At 30.5% G+C, this 20908-nt stretch carries 20 protein-coding genes, 2 pseudogenes and 1 riboswitch; all 22 genes and pseudogenes read left to right on the forward strand.

The window, feature by feature from the left end; translation table 11 throughout:
• Positions 1–34 precede the first annotated feature (34 nt).
• Entirely contained in the window at positions 35–805 is a 771-nt protein-coding gene (locus B3Z56_RS09730; protein WP_346878677.1) for a tyrosine-protein phosphatase, read from the forward strand.
• Between the two features lie 120 nt (positions 806–925).
• A riboswitch (cyclic di-GMP riboswitch) is annotated at positions 926–1009 on the forward strand.
• A 163-nt stretch (positions 1010–1172) separates the two neighbouring features.
• Positions 1173–1700 (forward strand): hypothetical protein, encoded by a 528-nt coding sequence (locus B3Z56_RS09735; RefSeq protein ID WP_346878678.1) that lies wholly within the window; start codon positions 1173–1175, stop codon positions 1698–1700.
• Positions 1701–1744: 44 nt separating this feature from the next.
• Entirely contained in the window at positions 1745–2383 is a 639-nt protein-coding gene (locus B3Z56_RS09740; protein ID WP_346878679.1) for a sugar transferase, read from the forward strand.
• A 20-nt stretch (positions 2384–2403) separates the two neighbouring features.
• A complete protein-coding gene (locus B3Z56_RS09745; RefSeq protein ID WP_346878680.1) occupies positions 2404–3282 on the forward strand; it encodes an NAD-dependent epimerase/dehydratase family protein in 879 nt (292 codons plus the stop codon).
• Positions 3279–4412 (forward strand): hypothetical protein, encoded by a 1134-nt coding sequence (locus tag B3Z56_RS09750; RefSeq protein ID WP_346878681.1) that lies wholly within the window; start codon positions 3279–3281, stop codon positions 4410–4412. The genes B3Z56_RS09745 and B3Z56_RS09750 overlap by 4 nt, the downstream gene beginning before the upstream one ends.
• Entirely contained in the window at positions 4412–5479 is a 1068-nt protein-coding gene (locus B3Z56_RS09755) for a glycosyltransferase (RefSeq protein ID WP_346878682.1), read from the forward strand. The genes B3Z56_RS09750 and B3Z56_RS09755 overlap by 1 nt, the downstream gene beginning before the upstream one ends.
• Entirely contained in the window at positions 5476–6660 is a 1185-nt protein-coding gene (locus tag B3Z56_RS09760) for a glycosyltransferase (RefSeq protein ID WP_346878683.1), read from the forward strand. Before B3Z56_RS09755 ends, B3Z56_RS09760 begins: the two co-directional genes overlap by 4 nt.
• A gap of 17 nt (positions 6661–6677) precedes the next feature.
• Positions 6678–7100 (forward strand): serine O-acetyltransferase, encoded by a 423-nt coding sequence (locus B3Z56_RS09765; RefSeq protein ID WP_346878684.1) that lies wholly within the window; start codon positions 6678–6680, stop codon positions 7098–7100.
• A gap of 32 nt (positions 7101–7132) precedes the next feature.
• Entirely contained in the window at positions 7133–8521 is a 1389-nt protein-coding gene (gene wzy / locus B3Z56_RS09770; protein ID WP_346878685.1) for an O-antigen polysaccharide polymerase Wzy, read from the forward strand.
• 40 nt (positions 8522–8561) lie between these two features.
• Positions 8562–10001, forward strand: coding sequence for an O-unit flippase-like protein (gene wzx, locus B3Z56_RS09775; RefSeq protein ID WP_346878686.1), 1440 nt, complete (start codon positions 8562–8564; stop codon positions 9999–10001).
• 279 nt (positions 10002–10280) lie between these two features.
• Entirely contained in the window at positions 10281–10469 is a 189-nt protein-coding gene (locus B3Z56_RS09780) for a hypothetical protein (RefSeq protein ID WP_346878687.1), read from the forward strand.
• Between the two features lie 48 nt (positions 10470–10517).
• On the forward strand, positions 10518–11495 hold the full coding sequence (locus B3Z56_RS09785; protein WP_346878688.1) for an SDR family oxidoreductase: 978 nt from the start codon (positions 10518–10520) through the stop codon (positions 11493–11495).
• Between the two features lie 248 nt (positions 11496–11743).
• Entirely contained in the window at positions 11744–13096 is a 1353-nt protein-coding gene (locus B3Z56_RS09790; protein ID WP_346878689.1) for a nucleotide sugar dehydrogenase, read from the forward strand.
• Positions 13097–13162: 66 nt separating this feature from the next.
• On the forward strand, positions 13163–14068 hold the full coding sequence (rfbA, locus tag B3Z56_RS09795) for a glucose-1-phosphate thymidylyltransferase RfbA (RefSeq protein ID WP_346878690.1): 906 nt from the start codon (positions 13163–13165) through the stop codon (positions 14066–14068).
• 17 nt (positions 14069–14085) lie between these two features.
• Positions 14086–14652: a dTDP-4-dehydrorhamnose 3,5-epimerase gene (rfbC, locus tag B3Z56_RS09800; RefSeq protein ID WP_346878691.1), complete on the forward strand. Its 567-nt coding sequence runs from the start codon at positions 14086–14088 to the stop codon at positions 14650–14652.
• 22 nt (positions 14653–14674) lie between these two features.
• Positions 14675–15724 (forward strand): dTDP-glucose 4,6-dehydratase, encoded by a 1050-nt coding sequence (rfbB, locus tag B3Z56_RS09805; RefSeq protein WP_346878692.1) that lies wholly within the window; start codon positions 14675–14677, stop codon positions 15722–15724.
• Between the two features lie 58 nt (positions 15725–15782).
• A complete protein-coding gene (rfbD, locus tag B3Z56_RS09810) occupies positions 15783–16676 on the forward strand; it encodes a dTDP-4-dehydrorhamnose reductase (RefSeq protein WP_346878693.1) in 894 nt (297 codons plus the stop codon).
• 47 nt (positions 16677–16723) lie between these two features.
• Positions 16724–17830, forward strand: a pseudogene (locus B3Z56_RS09815) (UDP-N-acetylglucosamine 4,6-dehydratase family protein); the annotation flags it as partial.
• Positions 17831–18077: 247 nt separating this feature from the next.
• Positions 18078–19058, forward strand: a complete 981-nt coding sequence (locus tag B3Z56_RS09820) for an Rpn family recombination-promoting nuclease/putative transposase (RefSeq protein ID WP_346878694.1) — start codon at positions 18078–18080, stop codon at positions 19056–19058.
• 268 nt (positions 19059–19326) lie between these two features.
• The gene (locus tag B3Z56_RS09825) at positions 19327–19665 is read left to right on the forward strand and encodes a HepT-like ribonuclease domain-containing protein (RefSeq protein WP_346878965.1); all 339 of its coding nucleotides are present in this window, start codon (positions 19327–19329) and stop codon (positions 19663–19665) included.
• A 282-nt stretch (positions 19666–19947) separates the two neighbouring features.
• Entirely contained in the window at positions 19948–20355 is a 408-nt protein-coding gene (gene tagD, locus B3Z56_RS09830; RefSeq protein WP_346878695.1) for a glycerol-3-phosphate cytidylyltransferase, read from the forward strand.
• Between the two features lie 294 nt (positions 20356–20649).
• A pseudogene (locus tag B3Z56_RS09835) lies at positions 20650–20853 on the forward strand (polysaccharide biosynthesis protein); the annotation flags it as partial.
• Between the last annotated feature and the right edge of the window lie 55 nt (positions 20854–20908).

A 20908-nucleotide genomic window follows, 5' to 3' on the forward strand; every position in this document is an offset into this window, starting at 1 on the left:
TATAAAATTTCACTTAAAGGTTGGAGGAGTGCTTATGGTAGATTTTCATAGCCATATACTTCATGGAGTGGATGATGGATCTAAAGATGAAGATATGACTGTAGACATGCTTAAATTAGCAAAAAAGTCAGGAACCACAGGAATTGTTGCCACTCCCCATTTTTTTAGGGGTAGGTTTCAAGTACCTTATAAAGAAATTAAAAAAGAAGTAGCTAAATTGAAAATTTTAGCTAAAAATAAGGATATAGATATAGAAATATATTGTGGGCAAGAGGTTTACTATACTAGTAGAATTCTAGAAAGCTTTCAATGTGGTGATATAGGTACCATAGAAAACAGTAGATATATGTTAATAGAATTTCCTTTAAGAGAGTTTTCTGTGGATGAAGTTATAAATGACATCTATGAACTTCAATTAAAGGGAGTTGTACCTATCATCGCTCATCCTGAGCGGTATAAAAAGTTTATAGAAGCCCCAGAATTGATAAATAAGTTTATTGAAGAGGGGTTTTTATTTCAACTAAACACAGGGAGCATAACAGGAGATTTTGGTGGTGGAGTTAAAAAGACTGCTAAACTATTTGTAAAACATAAAATATATAGCACTATAGGTTCCGATGGTCATAGGTCCCAAGTTAGAACCATAGATATGACAGCAGGGATAAAAGCTATAGAAAAAATAAACCCTGGATATGCAAGGGAGATGGAGAACATTTCTCAGGAAATCTTAATGAATAATAAGGTTGAATTTAGAGGAGAAAGAATTAGAAAACAAGGTGGAATTTTTAATATATTTAAAAGATAAGTTGAACATTGTTCAATATACATAAATTTAAACTGGGTGTATCGGTTATATAAAAGTCGGGAAATTGGGGGAACTTTTTAGAATCGATAGGGGTTAAATAAAATTCGACATAAATAACTTAAATTTAAAGGGAATTATGAACTGTAGTCTGTACTTGGGCGCTTGGACTACAGGGAGTTAGTAGCGCAACCCACCTTTATCTTATTAATTCGGGGTAACTATAAGTTTGAAGGGGAAATTTATGGTATATGAGTTAGTGAAAGATAGCGGTGGGTTATTTTTATCTGGTTTTATAAATTAAGAATTGGTGGGCAGTCTTAATAAAGGAAAGTATAAAGATGAAAATGAAATATTAGGGGGTTATTATATGGCAAATCATAACTCAAATAAGAATTTAATAATTCTAGGTGCTGGTGGCCATGGTCATGTAGTTAAGGAAGTTGCAGAAGCTATGGGGATATTTAATAAAATAGACTTTTTAGATGATAATTCTAATGAAGCCATAGGGTTATGCTCTGAAAATTCGAAATTTATAGAAGAATACACCTATGCAATACCAGCCTTTGGAAACAATAAACTACGTATGGAGTGGATTGAAAAACTTGAAAAGAATAAATTTCAAATTCCAATTTTAATTCATCCTACAGCATATATTAGTCCATCAGCTACAGTATCTTTAGGTACAGTAGTAGAAGCTAAAGCAGTTGTAAATACAAACTCAAAGATTGAAAAGGGTTCTATTATAAGTATTGGAACAATTATTGATCATGATGCCACCATTGGTTATGGATGTCATGTAGACTGTGGAGCAGTGGTAAAGTCTAACTGCATCATTGCTGCCTTATCTAAAATTAATAGTGGTCAGGTTATAGAATATAATAATTTAACGGGATGAAGTAATAGATCATAATATTACTTTAACTTAAGGGAGGAATTGATATGTATTTAAAAGTAAAAAGATTATTTGACTTTATACTTGCACTTATAGGATTAATTTTACTATCACCATTATTTTTGATAATTATTATAGCTATAAAACTTGACTCTAAAGGTCCTGTTTTCTTTAAACAAAAGAGAGTAGGGTTTAATAAAATTCACTTTAATATTCTGAAATTTCGCACCATGAGAATAGATACACCTAAGGATATGCCAACCCATCTCCTTAAAAATCCAGAGCAATATATAACTAAGGTAGGTAAATTCTTAAGAAAGACTAGTTTAGATGAATTGCCACAAATTTTGAATATAATAGCTGGCTCCATGGCGATAGTTGGACCTAGACCTGCTCTATGGAATCAATATGATTTAATAGCAGAAAGGGACAAGTATGGAGCTAATAACATACGTCCTGGTCTCACTGGATGGGCACAGATCAATGGAAGAGATACAGTATCCATTGAAGACAAGGCAAGATATGACGGAAATTATGTTGAAAATTTGGGAGTAAAAATGGATGCAAAATGCTTCTTTGGAACAGTTATTTCTGTACTAAAGAGAGACGGGGTACTAGAAGGTGGAGTTAAGGAAGCAGTGAAGGGAAAAGAAGTTGAGGTGCAGAGGGATTCGGTGTCCTTTTGATATAGGAAGGTGATTAGCTGATGAAGAAAATACTTATAACAGGTGCTAATAGTTATATAGGTACAAGCTTTGAAAAGTGGGTAAAGCAATGGCCAGGAGATTATTTAGTTGATACTGTGGATATGATAGATGGAACTTGGAGAGAGAAGAACTTTTCAGGATATGATGTAGTATTTCATGTGGCGGGGATTGCTCATGTTTCTACAGATCCCAATATGGAAGAACTATATTATAAGGTTAATCGTGATTTAACTATAGAAACTGCAAAGAAGGCAAAGACAGAAGGTGTAAAGCAGTTTATTTTTATGAGTAGCATTATTGTATATGGTGATAGTAGCCATATTAATCATAAAAGAGTTATTAATAAAAATACAGTACCAGAGCCAAGTAACTTCTATGGAAGAAGTAAGCTTCAAGCTGAAGAAGGAATACTTCCACTTCAAGATGATAATTTCAATGTAGTAGTTATAAGACCGCCTATGATATTTGGAAAAGGGTCTAAAGGTAATTATCCTAAGCTTGCGAAGATGGCTCAGAAGCTACTGATATTTCCTGATGTTAAGAATGAAAGAAGTATGCTTCATATAGATAACCTTTGTGAGTTTATCAGATTAATGATTGTAAATGAAGAAAGAGAAATATTCTTTCCACAAAATAGAGAGTATGTGGGAACGAGTGAATTAGTGAAGCTTGTGGCTGAAGCTCATGGGAAGAGAATAGTACTTACAAAACTGTTTAATCCAATTCTAAAGTTAATGGGGAATTTTGTAGGGATTATTAATAAGGCCTTTGGCAATTTGGTTTATGAGAAGTCCATGAGTGGCTACGATAAAGCGAATTACCGAATAAGATCATTTAAAGAATCTATTGAGTTGACGGAATTGGAGAGTGGGCAATGATGAAAGCAGTTATTGTTAATTGCTTTGATACTTATGAGGAGAGAGCTGATTTAGTTCATGAGTTTTTCAAAGAACAAGGGTATAATGTAACAGTTATTCAATCAGGTTTTAGACATTTTAAAAAAACGCATAGAGAAGAGCCTAAAGAAGGTTTTATTTTTGTTAATTCAAAGCCGTATTATAAGAATTTGTCAGTAGCAAGACTTATATCACACTATAAATACTCAAGTGATGCTTTTAAGATTGTTGAAGAGATAAAACCAGACTTATTGTATACATTTGTACCACCTAATTCTTTGGCAAAGTTTGCAGCGGACTATAAGCAGAAGCATAAAGAAGTAAAACTTATATTTGATCTTATAGATTTATGGCCTGAAACAATGCCAATAGGAAAGGTTAAGAAGTTTTCACCTTTTACATTTTGGGGCGCAATGAGAGATAAGAGTATAAATAATGCGGATCTTGTGATTACTGAATGTGACTTATATCAAACTGTTTTGAGTGATGCGCTTAAAGGCGTAAAGGCAGAGACTGTCTATTTAGCGAAAAGGGAAATAAATGTGGTTAGCAATCCAGAGTTAAGTGATGATGAGATACATTTAGCTTACTTAGGGTCAATAAATAACATCATTAATATCCCAAAGATAAAAGAAATTATTGAAACTATTAAAGTAGTCAAGCCAGTGACGCTTCACATTATTGGTGATGGTGAAAGTAAAGAAGAGCTTATCGATTCAGCAAAAGCAGGCGGTGCAAAAGTAGAAGATCACGGAAAAATTTATAATTCACAAGAAAAGCAAGACATTTTTGATAAGTGCCATTTTGGATTAAATATTATGAAAGATAGTGTTTGTGTTGGCTTAACGATGAAGTCAATTGATTATTTCCAACATGGACTTCCTATCATAAATAATATTCCTGCTGATACTGCAGAGATTGTTGAGAAGTATAGAATCGGAGTCAATTTGACTGCCAATAACAATATTATTTTACAAAGCATTAGCGTTGACAATAGTACATATCGAAAGCAGGTTAATAAAGTGTATAGAGATATGTTTTCAGTAACTTACTTTACAAAAACTTTGGAGAAGATAATAAAAGAAATGAATAGAATTATGGAGGGAAATTAATGTTATTAAGCGTTATTGTTCCAGTTTATAATAGTGAGAAATTTATAGCTGATTGCATAGAAAGTGTAATTAATCAAACATACGTAAATATTGAGATGATTATAGTAAATGATGGATCTACAGATAAATCATATGACATATGCAAAGAATATTCTAGTAAATATGAAAGTATCAGGTTTTTTTCTATTGAAAACAGTGGTTCTGCATATGCAAGAAATTATGGACTGAAACAAGCAAAAGGTGATTATGTTGCATTTATTGATTCAGACGATTGGATAGAATTGGATATGTTTGAAAAGCTTATGTTAATCGGTGCCCCAAATAAATTAGATATAGTATCATGTAATTTAATTCATGTTAAAAATAACGGAAAAAGATATATAGAAAAAAGTAATAATAGAGGAGGTATATACAATAGAAATCAGATTAGAAAAGAAATATTTCCAGTACTCATAAATTCATCAAGTTTGTCTCAGCAAGAGTGGCCAATGAGAATGGTTACAAAAATATATAATAGAGATTTTCTAATTATGAATAACATAGGTTTTGAAAATGAGTTAAGAGCTGCTCAGGATTTTGTTTTTTCTGTAACAGCAATGTATCATGCGAGTTCATTTTATTATTTAAAAGATGAGTCACTTTATTATTATCGTGAAAACTTTGAATCGAGAACTCACAAGCACTTACATAAGGCTTGGGATAATTATTTAAGTATGAACAATTATTTGAAGCAATTATTAGAGAAATCTAATGAGTACGATTTTTCGAATCAATTAGAGTTGAGTAAACTACATGGCATTTTATCCTCTATTTCTTATATTTACAGAGATGGCAATAAGAATAGCTTTCTAAAAAAATACAAGTACACTAAAGAAATTGCGAGTTATTATGACTTAATAAATGTAGCTAATCTGATTGACTGGGAAAAGACACCAATGAAGAAAAAGATATTCATTTTTCTTCTGAAGAACAGGATGTGTTTTTTAGTAGCCTTGTTAGCAAATTCATATTACTTAGCAGTAGATCGAGTATATAGGAAGATTCTAAAAGGGAGAGTTATATCATGAAAAAACTACTTTTCGTTGTAAACAATTTTAACATAGGTGGTCCTCAAAAAAGTTTATTAGCATTGTTGGATAATATAAACTATGATCTATTTGATGTATCCTTAGTATCATTAGAGTCAGATGGTACACTAATAAAATATTTAAATGATAATGTTAAATTAATTCAAGTAAGTGAGTTGTTTACAGCATACACACTTCCATCAAAAAATACTTTTTATTACTTTAAAGTTATGTTAAAGCATAGAAAATATTTAGCAGCAATAGATTTTTTGTTGATTTTACTTAAGTATCTACTAAATAGAGATATGAATCCAGAACGTCAAAGGTTTTGGAAAAGACATAGTAAAGAACTGCCTAGGATAAAACAGCAATTTAATGCGTCTTTTGGAGTGTCTTCAGGCCTATCAACATATTTTATTGTAGACTGTATTAAATCAGAAAAGAAGTATCATTGGGTACGCGGCGATTATAGTAGAACATCTATAGATAAAAATGTTGACGATTATTATTTTAGTAAAGTTGATGGCTCTTTATCAGTGTCAAAAGAATGTGCTGATATTTTTGATAATATTTTCCCTTTCATGAAAGGGAAAATGAAAGTTTTTTATAATGTTTTACCAATCAAATTTTATGAACGTACAGCATCAAATACTAATGAAATTGCAGAAGATCAATCTATAAAATTTCTTACAGTTACAAGGATTGATCCAGATAAGGGCCTAGATATGGCAATAGATGCTTGTGAAACATTAATTAAAAAAGGTGTTGACTTCAAATGGTATATCCTTGGGGACGGAAAATATCGAGATAAAGTAGAAAGATTAATTGAAGATAGGAACTTAAAGAATCATATATTTCTATTAGGGTTTAAGCTAAATACTTTCGAGTATATTAAAAGGTGTGATGTTTTTGTGCATCCCTCAAGATCTGAGGGAAAATCAAACGCTGTAGATGAGGCGTTGTATTTAAAGAAGCCAATTGTAATTACTAATTATACTACCGTGAGGGAACAGATCACAGACAATGTTAATGGATTTATTTGTGGAATGAGTGGTAGTGAAATAGCCTACAAGATTGAATATGTATTAGATAACATGGATGATTTGAATAGAAAATTAAGTACTAATACTACGTATGACTACGATAAAGATCCAACGGGCTTCTTTATGAGTTTATTATAATTAATTGAGGTGTCATAATGAAAGAATCTGCTGTTTTAAGAATGTATAGAGTCGGGCATTGGCTTAACAAAAAAAAAATACCATTGCTTCCTGCAATTATTCAGCGAATGATTAGAGTTTTATTCGCATGTGAGTTACCTATGACAGTGAAAATTGGTAAGGGTTCTCAACTACACCATAATGGATTAGGCGTTGTAATTCACGAGAAAGCCGAATTGGGAAACAACACGCATATATATCAAAATGTAACAATTGGTGGAAGGGGTGGAAGAGGAGTTCCCAAAATAGGAAATAACGTATTTATTGGTTGTGGAGCATGCATACTTGGTGGAGTTGAAATAGGTGATAATGCTGCTATAGGAGCTAATGCATGTGTAATTGAAGATGTTATGCCAAATTCAGTAGTTGTTGGACCAAAGGCAAGAGTAGTTAGAGTATAGTTACAACTATAATACTGTAAAGGAGGATCGCAATGAAAAGTATGAATAAGTTAATCATAGTATTTTTAAATGTTTTTATCACTTTTTTCATGTTCATATATGCATATTCCAACATTAATAATGTAAATCAAAATTGGACTGTTATTATTAGTGTGATTTCAATCCTATCTCTAATCATTCAGCTCATAAGTCAACGTAGATTAGGTTTTGGGATTTATGATTTTGTTACATATTTCTTTTTATTTAGTCATATTTTCATGTTTGGTAATATTTATTTAATTGCTGCTGATAAAGCTGAATTTATATCTTGGGGATTAATTCACAGATATAATGCAAATCTTTTGTTTGAGGCAGCATTGTTTATATTGTGTTATTTACAGACGTTAAATCTAGGAATTGTCATTTTTACAAACAAGAAAAATAGAAATCTAAAGAGTAAATATAGAATTAAATTGAATGATAGGGGTGTAAAATATATAGGAATAGCTATTGCTGTTATTTCGACTCCTTTTAGAGTGATTATTGATATTGGAAACATTATAGCAGCACAAAGCGTTGGTTCTTATTATGCATTAGAATCGCAATCGGGAATATCTGATGATGTAGCTATGTTATTTGTACCGTCAATAATTTTTATACTGAATTCATCAATAAGTAAGAAAAAGAAAAGTGTTATGGTGATTGTTTTTGTTGTGTATTCTACATTGATTATGGTGCTGACAGGAGACCGGAGATATCAGTTTATAGGAATAATAATAGTTATGCTCAATTACTTCTACGTTAATAAAATTAAATTAAAAGTATCTAAAACATTAACTTTTTCAATTTTAGGAATTATAGGTTTAAATATTCTTACACAAATAAGTGAGATCAGACAAAAGTCTTTAATTTCAATTCCAGCTTTTTTTAGTGAATATTGGTCAAAACTTTTTTCCTTTGACTTTATATATAAAATATTCGGTGAATTTGGATTGTCATTTATGACTGTTGTTATTGCAGTTAAAAATATTCCTACACTAATCCCTTTTCAAAGGGGATTTAGCTTTTGGGGAGCAGTACCGTCTATTCTACCAATCGGATGGATTTTTCCTGAATTCTTTTATAGGGTTTCAATTTTTAGAAGACTCTATGAAATTGAAGGTTATCCGGTAGGGGCATCATTACCAGGAGAATTATATGCAAATTTTGGATGGCTAAGTCTAATTTTAGCATTTGTCTTTGGTAGTCTACTAGGGAAGTACTTTAAGTTTAACAGAACGAATAGTTCTCTTAAAACAGCACAGTATTTTTCTGTTTTTTATATACTAATTAACATTGTAAGAGCTTCATTCTTAGAGATAACTAGAAATGTTTTTATTATTGTATTTATACCGTTTTTCATATATTACTTTTTTAAATCAATGCGAATGAAATCAAATTAGATATATCGCAAATAAATATACGAATTTTGTGGGGTGACCAATGAGTATAAAAGTAACTAGAAAGGATATTGTTTGGAATTATACAAATCTTTTCTTAACAACAGCAATAAATATAATATTATTACCATTCATACTTCAAAATCTGTCTTCTAATGAGATGGGACTTTGGTATGTATTCACTTCATTTGGGTCTTTAGCTGCTTTAATAGATTTTGGATTTTCTACTACTATATCAAGAAATGTAACATTTGTATGGTGTGGAGCTAAAGAAATTTCAAAAGAAGGTTTTACTCAGAATACTGAAAATATAGAACCGAATTATTACCTGCTTTTCAAACTGATAAGAACATCCAAAACTATCTATCTGATTTTAGCATCGGTTGTATTTTTCGGTCTTTCTACCGCGGGTACACTTTTTATAATTGAGTCTGCAAAAGAGCAAATAGCGCAAAGTGATTACATGATTGCATGGATAATTTATCTCCTATCAGTAGTAATAAATATTTATTTTGCATATTGGATACCCCTTTTAAAGGGGATAGGAGCTATCAAAGAAAGCAATCAGGTGGTAGTAATATCAAAATTAGTACAACTATTCTTAACAATAGTTGGATTGTTTATGGGATATGGTTTGATTGCTGTTGCGGCAGCCTATTTTGTTAGCAATTTAGTTATGAGATTAGCAGCAATCTATTTATTTAACAAGTATGAAAATGTTAATTATAATTTATCTCAGTTCGAAACAACTAAGATACCAATGAAAGAAAAGAAAGATTTGTTTCTTACTGTATGGCCTAACGCATATAAACAAGGTTTGATATCATTATCAAATTTTATTCAAAAAAGAGCAAGTACGTTAATTAGTTCTGCATATTTAGGGCTTGAAATGGCGTCAGCAGTAGGATTAACGCAGCAAATATTCGATATAATTATGTCAGTTGGAAATGCATTGTTTAATACGTATATCCCTTCAATGTCATATGAAAGAGTAAATGGGAACAAGAAAAAACTTAAGAATTATTTTCTAAAGGCAACAGGACTCTCTTTTTATACTATCCTGTTTGGTGGAGTGATATCTATTTTGGTTATGCCCTTTTTACTAGAATTGATAAATTCAGACACAGGTATACTGCCAATAGGTATATCATTAGTACTTTTGATCCAAAACTTGTTGATAAACAATCATACGCTTTCAGGCGCATATATAGCAACAGGGAATAGAATTCCAATGTACAAGTCATATATCATTACATCTATTGGAACAATTGTATTGCAGCTTGTATTTGTCAAGGTTACTTCTTTTAACATTTTTGGTGTGATTCTCAGTGGTCTTATTAGTAACCTAGCATTTAACAATTGGTATTGGCCTTTACTATCAAGTAAAGATTTAGGACTTACACTTAAGGCGTTTGTTATTGGACTATTGAGGGAACCGTTAAAACTTGTGACAGATGTGAAAATATCTTTTGCTAGCAAGTAACATAGCAATTTGGTGAAATATTAATGAAACATATTGGGTATTAAAAATATCAAGCATTGTTAATTGAAAATAGATAGGCATATTAAGCAATAAAAGGAATACCCTTAGCATATGGATCTGCTACACAGCTTTATACAATTAGGTATCATTGCCTAATAGCACTGATGTTATTAGAAATTAAAGATAATTATATAGTAACTTAAGAAATATGATATTGATATGAAAGTATATGATCCCATTTCTGAAACCAGGGAAGTATAGCTTATGTATCGGACTTAATTGAGCAATTTACAAGAAATAAAAGGGATGGATGCAGTTATTTTTTTAGTATCACATAGTAAGTTTAGTAAATTCACTATAGAGAAAGTTAAAAGGATACTTTTTAATAATTACAATGAACTCAATGAAGTTACAACAGGTGCTGTTCAGCAAAAAAAATGTATTAATTTATGTAAAAGATATGCTTAATAAACAAGAATCTAGATAAAATGGATAAAAATGTTGGAGGTTATAATTATGGGATATGAAAATATTAAATTTGAAGATAAAACAAAGTTTTTAGTTACAGGAGGAGCAGGATTTATAGGTTCTAATCTTGTTGAAGCAATTTTAAGATTAGGTTATAAAGTTAGAGTTTTAGATAATTTTGCAACAGGAAAATGGCAAAACATAAAAGAATTTTTGAATAATCCTAATTTTGAAATGATTGTTGGAGATGTAAGAGATACAGAATCGTGTCAAAAGGCTTGCTCAGATATAGACTATGTTCTTCATCAAGGGGCCTTAGGATCAGTGCCAAGATCTATTAATGATCCAAGAACGTCAAATGATGTTAATACAACTGGAACTTTAAATATGATGATAGCAGCAAGGGATAATAATGTTAAGAGATTTGTTTATGCATCATCATCATCAGTTTATGGAGATGAGCCAAATTTACCAAAAGCAGAAGGCAGAGAAGGAAAACTTTTATCACCATATGCTATTACAAAAAAAGTATGTGAATTATATGGTCGTAATTTTTATGAACTTTATAATCTTGAAACTGTAGGTTTGAGGTATTTTAATGTTTTTGGTAAAAGACAAGACCCGGATTCAGTTTATGCAGCAGTAATACCTATTTTTATTAAAAAACTTTTGAATAATGAAGCTCCAGTTATTAATGGAGATGGAAGACAGTCAAGAGATTTCACATATATAGAAAATGTTATTGAAGCAAATTTAAAAGCATGTTTAGCACCTAAAGAAGCATGTGGTGAAGCTTTTAATATTGCTTATGGGGGAAGAGAATATTTAATAGATTTATACAATAAATTGAATGAACTTTTAGGAAAAGATGTAACACCAATTTTGGGACCGGATAGAATAGGTGATATAAAACATTCAAATGCAGATATAAGTAAGGCAAGGAAATTATTAAAATATGATCCATCTTATGATATCAACAAAGGACTTGAATTAGCAATTGAGTGGTATAAGGAGTATTTAAGCTAAGGGGTTAGATACTAATTTAGGTTTAGCAAGTAGTTGCCATCTGCTATGCCGATACTTTCAAAGCGCCCATTGAACTTAACTAGGTTGCTAAATGAAGTATAGTAGGTATGTGTAGCTATGCTTGAAGGTTTGTGAAGAATTATAAAGATTATGTGTTTTTTTAGTTGCTTGCAAAGGCTGCAGTTAAAGTTTACATTCATAAAAAATATTATATTAATATAACTGTGTAATATAAGGAGAAATTAATTATGAATTTATATAAAGAGTTATTAGATAAGAAAACAAAACTATCATTAGTTGGCTTAGGATATGTAGGATTACCTATAGCGGTTGCTTTTGCCAAAAAATTAGATGTTATAGGATTTGATATTAATAAGGAAAAAGTAGGAACTTACAAATCTGGAATTGACCCTACAAATGAAATAGGTGATGAAGGAGTTAAGAATTCTACAGTGCATTTTACTAGTAATGAAAAAATGTTAAAACAGTGTAAATTTCACATTGTAGCAGTGCCAACACCTACTAATGATGATAAAACACCAGATTTAAGACCTGTTAAAGGTTCAAGTGAAATAATAGGAAGAAATTTAACTAAAGGTTCTATAGTAGTATATGAATCAACAGTATACCCAGGGGTAACTGAAGAAATATGTGTACCTATATTAGAAAGAGAATCAGGATTAAAATGTGGACAAGATTTCAAAGTTGCGTATTCACCTGAAAGAATAAACCCAGGGGATAAGGTACATAGACTTGAGAACATAGTAAAAATAGTTTCAGGTATGGATGCTGAAACTTTAGATACTGTGGCAAAAGTTTATGAATTAGTTATAGAAGCTGGTGTGTATAGAGCAGAGAGAATAAAAGTTGCAGAGGCAGCTAAATTAATTGAAAACTGTCAAAGAGATGTGATTATTTCTTTTGTAAATGAATTATCAATGATATTTAATGGGATGGGAATTGATACTAAAGCTGTTATTGATGCAGCGGGAAGTAAGTGGAATTTCATTAAAATGAATCCAGGTTTAGTTGGAGGACACTGTATTGGAGTTGATCCTTACTATTTAATTCATAGAGCAAAAGAAATAGGTGTAGAATCACAAATAATAGCAGCTGGTAGAAGAATAAATGATGGCATGGCTAAATATGTTGCTGAAAATACTGCTAAGAGTTTAATAAAAGCTAATAAGAGAGTAAAAGGTGCCAAAGTAGCCGTATTAGGAACTACATTCAAGGAAGACTGTCCTGATACTAGAAATACTAAGGTTGTAGATATCATAGATGAATTAAAAGAATATGAAATAGAAGTTGTTGTTACTGATCCTGTTGCTGATAAGAATGAGTTAAGAGAAGAATATGGTTTAGAGTTAAAAGAGCTTGAAAATATAAATAATATGGATGCAGTTATATTAGCAGTATCTCATAGTCAATATAGAAACATGGATATTAATAATTTTAGCAAGTTATATGATAAAAAGAATGTTTTAAGTGAAGTAGCAGCAACTACAGAAGTAGAAGAAAAAAATGTATTTATAGATGTTAAAGGTATAATGGATAAAGATAGTATTGATAAAGAAAGATTTGTTTACTGGAGATTATAGAAATTTTAAGAAAAAACTTATATTTATAAATCGTAGATATTGATGTATTTCAAAAGGAGAATTAGCATGAAGGGTATAATTTTAGCCGGAGGTTCCGGTACTAGACTCTATCCAATAACTAAGTCTGTTTCGAAACAGATTTTACCTATATATGATAAACCAATGATTTATTATCCATTATCAGTTTTAATGCTTGCAGGCATTAAAGAGATACTTATAATTTCAACTGAAAGAGATCTTCCTTGCTATGAAGAATTACTTGGTAATGGGAGTGATGTAGGTTTAGATATTAAATATGCTGTACAAGCTGCCCCTAATGGGCTAGCGGAAGCTTTTATTATAGGAGAAGAATTTATAGGTAATGATAAAGTTGCTTTAGTTTTAGGAGACAATGTTTTCTATGGTTATGGATTTAGTGAAAGACTTAAAAATGCAGTAGAAAGGGATGAGGCTACTATTTTTGGTTACCATGTTAGTAATCCAAAAGAGTTTGGAGTAGTAGAATTTGATGATGTAAATAATGTTGTTTCTATAGAAGAAAAGCCTCAATTTCCTAAATCAAATTATGCAGTACCAGGGTTATACTTTTATGATAATGATGTAATTCAAATAGCTAAAACAATTAAACCATCAAAACGTGGTGAGCTTGAAATTACTGCTGTTAATAATGAATATTTAAGAAGAGGAAAACTAAAAGTTGAGTTATTTGGTAGAGGTATGGCATGGCTTGATACTGGTACACACAGAGGGCTTTTAGATGCGGCTAACTTTGTTGAAGCAATTCAAACAAGACAAGGATTATATGTTGCTTGTATTGAAGAAATAGCTTATAAAAAACATTTTATAACGAGAGAACAGCTTATAAAACTTGCAGAGCCATTAATGAAGGTTGAATACGGTAAATATTTAGTTCAAATTGCTAATGATTATAAAGAAGTTCAAGCTGAGGTAGCTACAACTGAAAATATATAGTGGATATGGAGGTAACTATGGGAAAGTTTAATTTTATAGAAACTAAAATAAAAGACTTATATATAATAGAACCTACAGTATTTGGTGATAATAGGGGTTATTTCATTGAAACTTATAGTAAAAAAGATTTTTATGAAGCAGGGCTTACTATGGAATTTGTTCAAGACAATGAAAGTAGGTCTAAAAAAGGTGTTTTAAGAGGCATGCATTTTCAAACAAAGCATACTCAAGGGAAACTTGTTCGTGTAACAGAGGGTGAAGTATTTGATGTTGCTGTAGATTTAAGAAAAGGTTCTCCTACTTTTGGACAGTGGGAAGGTGTGCTGTTAACGGCTGAAAATAAAAAACAGTTTTATGTACCAGGGGGTTTTGCTCATGGATTTTTAGTTATGTCTTATACAGCAACTTTTAATTACAAATGTACAGACTTTTATGCACCTGAATATGATAGTGGTCTTTTATGGAATGATGAGAAAGTGGGTATAAAGTGGCCACTAGAAAACATAGATGAAATTCTTTTATCAGAAAAAGATAAGGTACAAAAGAGACTATCAGAATTAGATGTACCTTTTATATTTGAATAATAAAAGTAAGGGGAAAGCTATTATGAAAACTTATTTAGTAACTGGTGGAGCTGGCTTTATAGGATCAAACTTTGTACTTTATATGATTAATAAGTATGAGGATATAAAAATAATAAATTTAGACAAGCTAACTTATGCAGGAAACTTAGAAAATCTTAAGGCTTTAGAAAATGATGAAAGACATGTATTTGTTCAAGGTGATATATGTCATAATGAATTAGTATCAAGCTTATTTGAAAAGTACGAAATAGATTATGTTGCTCACTTTGCAGCAGAATCTCATGTGGATAGAAGTATAAAAGAACCAGAAATTTTTGCAAAGACAAATGTATTAGGAACAGTTAATTTATTAAACTGTGCTAAAAATGCTTGGGAAACAGCTGATGGATGGAAAAAAGGCGTTAAATTCCTTCATGTATCTACTGATGAAGTTTATGGTTCATTAGGTGAAACAGGTTTCTTTATAGAAAGTACACCACTTGATCCTCATAGTCCATATTCAGCTAGTAAAACTGGTTCTGACTTAATGGTTAAGGCTTATGCAGATACATATAAAATGCCAGTTAATATTACAAGATGTTCAAACAACTATGGTCCTTATCAATTCCCAGAAAAATTAATACCATTACTTATAAACAACTGTTTAAATCATAAGGATTTACCAGTGTATGGTACCGGGATGAATATTAGAGATTGGCTTTATGTTGAAGACCACTGTAAAGCAATAGACATAGTTATTAACAATGGTAGGTTAGGTGAAGTTTATAACGTAGGTGGACACAATGAAAGAACTAATATTACAATAGTTAAAACTGTTATAAATTACATCAATGAACATGTAGATAAAGAAGTTACTGAAAACTTAATTAAATATGTAGCAGACAGAAAAGGTCATGATTTAAGATATGGAATAGATCCAACTAAGATTAAAGAAGAGCTTGGATGGTATCCTGAAACATCTTTTGAAGTGGGGATAGTTAAAACTATACAATGGTATTTAGATAACCAAGATTGGATGAAAAATGTTACTTCAGGAGAATATCAAAAATACTATGAGAAGATGTATCAATAGATAAAATTTATAAACTCTTAGGGCTGGCTCTGAGAGTTTTCTCATAAGAGGTGAAAAAATGAAGGTATTAATAACGGGAGCTAATGGACAATTAGGTCGAGAGTTAACTAAGCAATATTTAGATCAGAAGAATATAGAATTAATTTTAACTGATATTGGTGATTTTGATACAACTAAATACAATTTTAAAGAAAATAATACAATACAGAAAATAAGTTTAGATATAACTAACGAATCTAACATAAATAAAGTTTTAAATGAATATAAACCAGATGTGGTTATAAATTGTGCTGCCCATACAGCCGTTGATAAATGTGAAACTGATGGGGACAATGCATATAAATTAAATGCATTAGGACCTAAATATTTAGCGGTAGCTACCAGTGCAATAGGTTCAGAAATAGTACAAGTTTCTACAGATTATGTTTTTGATGGAGAAGGTAATACTCCACTAATTGAAACAGATAAAATGAATCCACAAACAGTATACGGAAGCACAAAATTACAAGGTGAAAACTTAGTAAAAGAAAATAATTCTAAGCATTATGTAGTGAGAACAGCATGGTTATATGGTGATGGAAATAACTTTATAAGAACAATGATTAAGCTAAGTGGAACTAATAAGGTTTTAAAAGTAGTAAATGACCAAAAAGGAACACCTACAAGTACAGTAGATTTAGCTAGAGTTATAATAAAGCTAATTGAAAACAAGTCTTATGGACTTTATCATTGCACGTGTAAAGGTGAATGTACATGGTATGATTTGACTAAAGAGATATTTAGATTAAAAGATATAGATACAGAGGTTATTCCTTGTACAACAGATGAGTTCCCAAGACCAGCTAAAAGACCTAAATATTCAGTACTTAGAAATTTAGCATTAGAAAATAGTATTGGAGATATAACTAGGAGCTGGGAAGAAAGTTTGGAGGAGTATCTGAATATTATATAGAGGATTATTTTAAAATACTAGGAGATTGAAATATGAAGGATATAGATATTAGGAATTTATTAGGTAGGGATACAATACAACTTAAATCAGAGCACATTGATAGGTATATCAAGGATAAGGTTATTCTTGTAACCGGCGGTGGAGGAAGTATTGGTTCAGAGATAATTAGGCAAATAACTAAATTTTCACCAAAGAAAATTTTTATTTTAGATATATATGAAAATAATGCTTATGATTTACAAATGGAGCTTAATAGAGACTGCCCCCAGGTGTGTAAAAGTGTGATAATTACTTCAGTGAGGGATTTAGTTAGAATGGATCAGGTGTTTTGTCAGTATAGACCTGATGTGGTATTTCATGCTGCTGCTCATAAGCATGTGCCTTTGATGGAAGAGAATATGGCTGATGCAATTAAAAACAACATAATAGGTACCTATAATGTTGTTAAGTGCGCCCATAAGTATGGAGTAGATAAGTTTGTATTAATAAGTACAGATAAAGCTGTGAATCCTACTAATATAATGGGAGCTACTAAGAGGTTTTGTGAACTTATAGTACAAGCTTTTAATGAAGTTAGTCAAACTGATTTTGTAGCAGTGAGATTTGGAAATGTTTTAGGAAGTAATGGTTCTGTGATACCACTATTTAAAAGGCAGATTGAAAAAGGTGGCCCTGTCACAGTAACACATCCAGAGATAACTAGGTTTTTTATGACTATACCAGAAGCAGCTCAGCTTGTAATTCAAGCAGGAGGCTTTGCCGAGGGTGGAGAGATCTTTGTCCTTGATATGGGTAAGCCAGTTAAGATGGTAGAGCTAGCTAAGGAATTAATATCACTTTCAGGCTATAAGCCAGAGGTTGATATAAAGATAGAGTATATAGGCCTAAGACCTGGAGAAAAACTTTATGAAGAACTACTCATGGATGAAGTTGCATTAACTTCTACAGAACACGATAAAATCTTTGTAGAAAAACCTAAAGAAGCAAATATAACCTTCATAGAATCATCTATAAAAGAATTTAAAAACGTAGACAATATGTCTAAAGAAGAAATTATAAAACTAATGAAAGAAAAGGTTCCTACTTACTACCCTATGGGGTTAGATTACGGGGTATCCCCAATAGCTGAAATCTCGCAAACCCTTGCTACGTAAACAACTAGTTAACTAGTTATATAGTTTTATTACACAGACTCTGTTCAATGAAAGAAGAATATTTATGTATTCTTCTTTTTTGCGTGATCAGCATTTATGCTGAGCCGGTAGGCTGAAAGAATTTAGCTTCCCCACCGGGGCTTGCTAATAGAAGAAACTAAAAACATAAAATATAGTGCAGTTTTTAATGAGTTTGGTTATAATATAAGTAAGTAAATATATTTTAAAATGATAGGTGAAGAACAAAATGAAGATAAAAAAAGAAATACATCATATACATGATAAAAGTTATAAGGATTTATTTTCTAATAAAGAAATTTTAATAAATATGGTTCAAAGTTTTGTTAAAAGTTCATGGGGAAAAGATATTACAAAAGATAATATTGAGTTAGTAAATAAGTCATATATTCTTTCAGACTATGAGGAGTTAGAATCTGATATAGTTTATAAGGCTACAATAGAAAATAAAGAAGTTATATTTTATATTTTGTTAGAATTTCAGTCATATGTGGATTATAGTATGCCTATAAGATTATTTTTATATATGACAGAAATATGGAGAGAAGTTTTAAAAAACACTAAAAAAGTAGAAGTAAAAAGCAAAGACTTTAAATTACCAGCAATAGTACCTATAGTGTTATATAATGGTGAATATAAGTGGACAGTAGAGAAAAAGTTTAAAAATGTTATAAGTAAAAGTGAATTATTTGGAAATAACATAATCGATTTTGAGTATATATTAATAGATATAAATAAATATGAAAAAGAACAATTAATGGAACTAAAGAATATAGCATCAGCAGTGTTTTTATTAGATCAAAAAGTTGACATTGAAGAATTTATAAGTAGAGTTAAGGATATTGCCATAGGATTTAATACCTTAAGTGAAGAACAAAAAATCATGTTAAGGCGTTGGCTAAAGAATACTTTATCAGATGAAATTAAAGATAAATTAGGAGAAAGAATAGAAGATATTTTAATTGCAAATAAAGAGGAGGTGGCTATCATGACTTCTAACATTTCAAAGACAATAAAAGAAACTTTTGAAAAAACAAGAGAAGAAGGAATTCAAAAAGGAATAGAGGAAGGTATCGAAAAAGGCATCGAAAAAGGCGAAAAAAATAAAGCTATAGAGATAGCTAAAAACTTATTAGATATTTTAGATGATGAAACTATTTCTATGAAAACAGGCTTAACAATAGAAGAAGTAAAAAGATTAAGAGACTAGCAAATTAAAGTTAGTCTCTAATTTGTTTCTAGGAGACTTAACTTTAGTAGTAATAAGGGTTTACACCGGGAAGAACATAAGAACATAAAAACATGAAATCTAGTGCAGGTTTTAATGAGTTTGGTTATAATATAAATAAGTAGATTTAGAGCGTGGAGGATATTATAAATATAAAAAAGAAAAGCTAGAAGAAAAGCTTGTAGAAAGTAAAGTCTTTTTAGTCAGAATATGAGAGTGTTTAAAGAGAAATCCAAATAGTGATGATGAGATAGTAGATGAAGCCATGATATCTTACTTTAATTCTTTCTGTGAATTTATATTAGATATGTGTGAAACATATTTAGTAGCAACAGAAAATTATATACCTAATAAATCAGGAGTTGATATAATAGAATTATCATCAAACTTTGGATTCATATCTTCAGAGGATTCTAAGAAACTTCAAGGAATAGTGAGACTTAGGAATAGACATACTCATGATTTTTATCAAAGGAAATTAGTAAGGAAAAGAATTATAGCTATATGCAAATCTGAAATGATAACTTTAGATTTATTTCTAGAAACATCTTCTGAGAAAATAAGATTAGTTGTTAGTGACAAAGGTTAAGAGACTAGCAAATTAACTTATGGAGGTAATGTTTTATGAATAAAGTAACTTTAATTGGTAATGTAGTAAGGGAGTTAGAATTAAAAACTTATGATGGTTCCGAGGGGGAGGGAAGCTATATTAAGATAAATCCCTTAATAATGATAAAATAATTAGAAATTATGTAATAGCACTTGTCAATATTATTCCAGACAGTTGCTGATTGCCATATATAGTATTATAATAAGTAATAAAGGGAAATATAAAAAATAAAGCAATTTATTTTTTGGGAGGAATTTAATAATGAAAAAAGTAATTACATACGGCACATTTGATTTATTGCATTATGGTCATATAAACATATTAAAGAGAGCCAAAGAGCAAGGAGACTATTTAATAGTAGCTTTATCGACAAATGAGTTTAATGAAGTTAAAGGTAAGAAGTGTTATTTTTCATATGAGGAGAGAAAAAAATTATTAGAAGCAATTAGATATGTGGATTTAGTTATTCCAGAAAATAATTGGGAACAAAAAATTCATGATATAAAAGAATTTCATGTAGATACTTTTGTCATTGGAGATGATTGGGAAGGAAAGTTTGATTTTCTTAAAGAATACTGTAAAGTTATATATTTAGGCAGAACTCCTGAAATATCAACAACTAAAATAAAACAGGAACTAGGTATAGGACAAGTTGCGATAGGTAAATAATATACATTATCATGGGACTAGTTATTGATTTACTAGTCCTAATTTTATTGTCTAAGATATAAATAAAAACAGTATAAGTTAAATAATTAGGAAGCTCAAGGCAAGCCTTTTGCAATGACCCTCGGGGGATGTGAATAGAATGTTAATATAGGACGGAAAGTATGGTAAAATGGTATATTTGATACCAAAGAAAATCTAGATAGTAAGTTTATTAAAGTGCAATTCTGCAATAGTGTATAATGTGGTTACAAAGACTAAATGTAAATATATATAATTTTGGATATATAATGCGCAGATTTACAAATGGAGCTTAATAGAGACTGTCCCCAGCTGTGTAAAAGTGTGATAATTACTTCGGTGAGGGATTTGGTGAGAATGGATCAGGTATTTTGCCAGTATAGACCTGATGTGGTATTTCATGCTGCTGCTCATAAGCATGTTCCCCAGATGGAAGAGAATATGGCTGATGCAATTAAAAACAACATAATAGGTTTATATTTATATAGTTTCCTAAGGAAAATTTTAAATAGTTAAATATAATAAAATGTAATGG

This window comes from Clostridium sp. UBA7791, assembly GCF_002480755.1.
Classification (GTDB): Bacteria; Bacillota; Clostridia; order Clostridiales; family Clostridiaceae; genus Clostridium_J; species Clostridium_J sulfidigenes.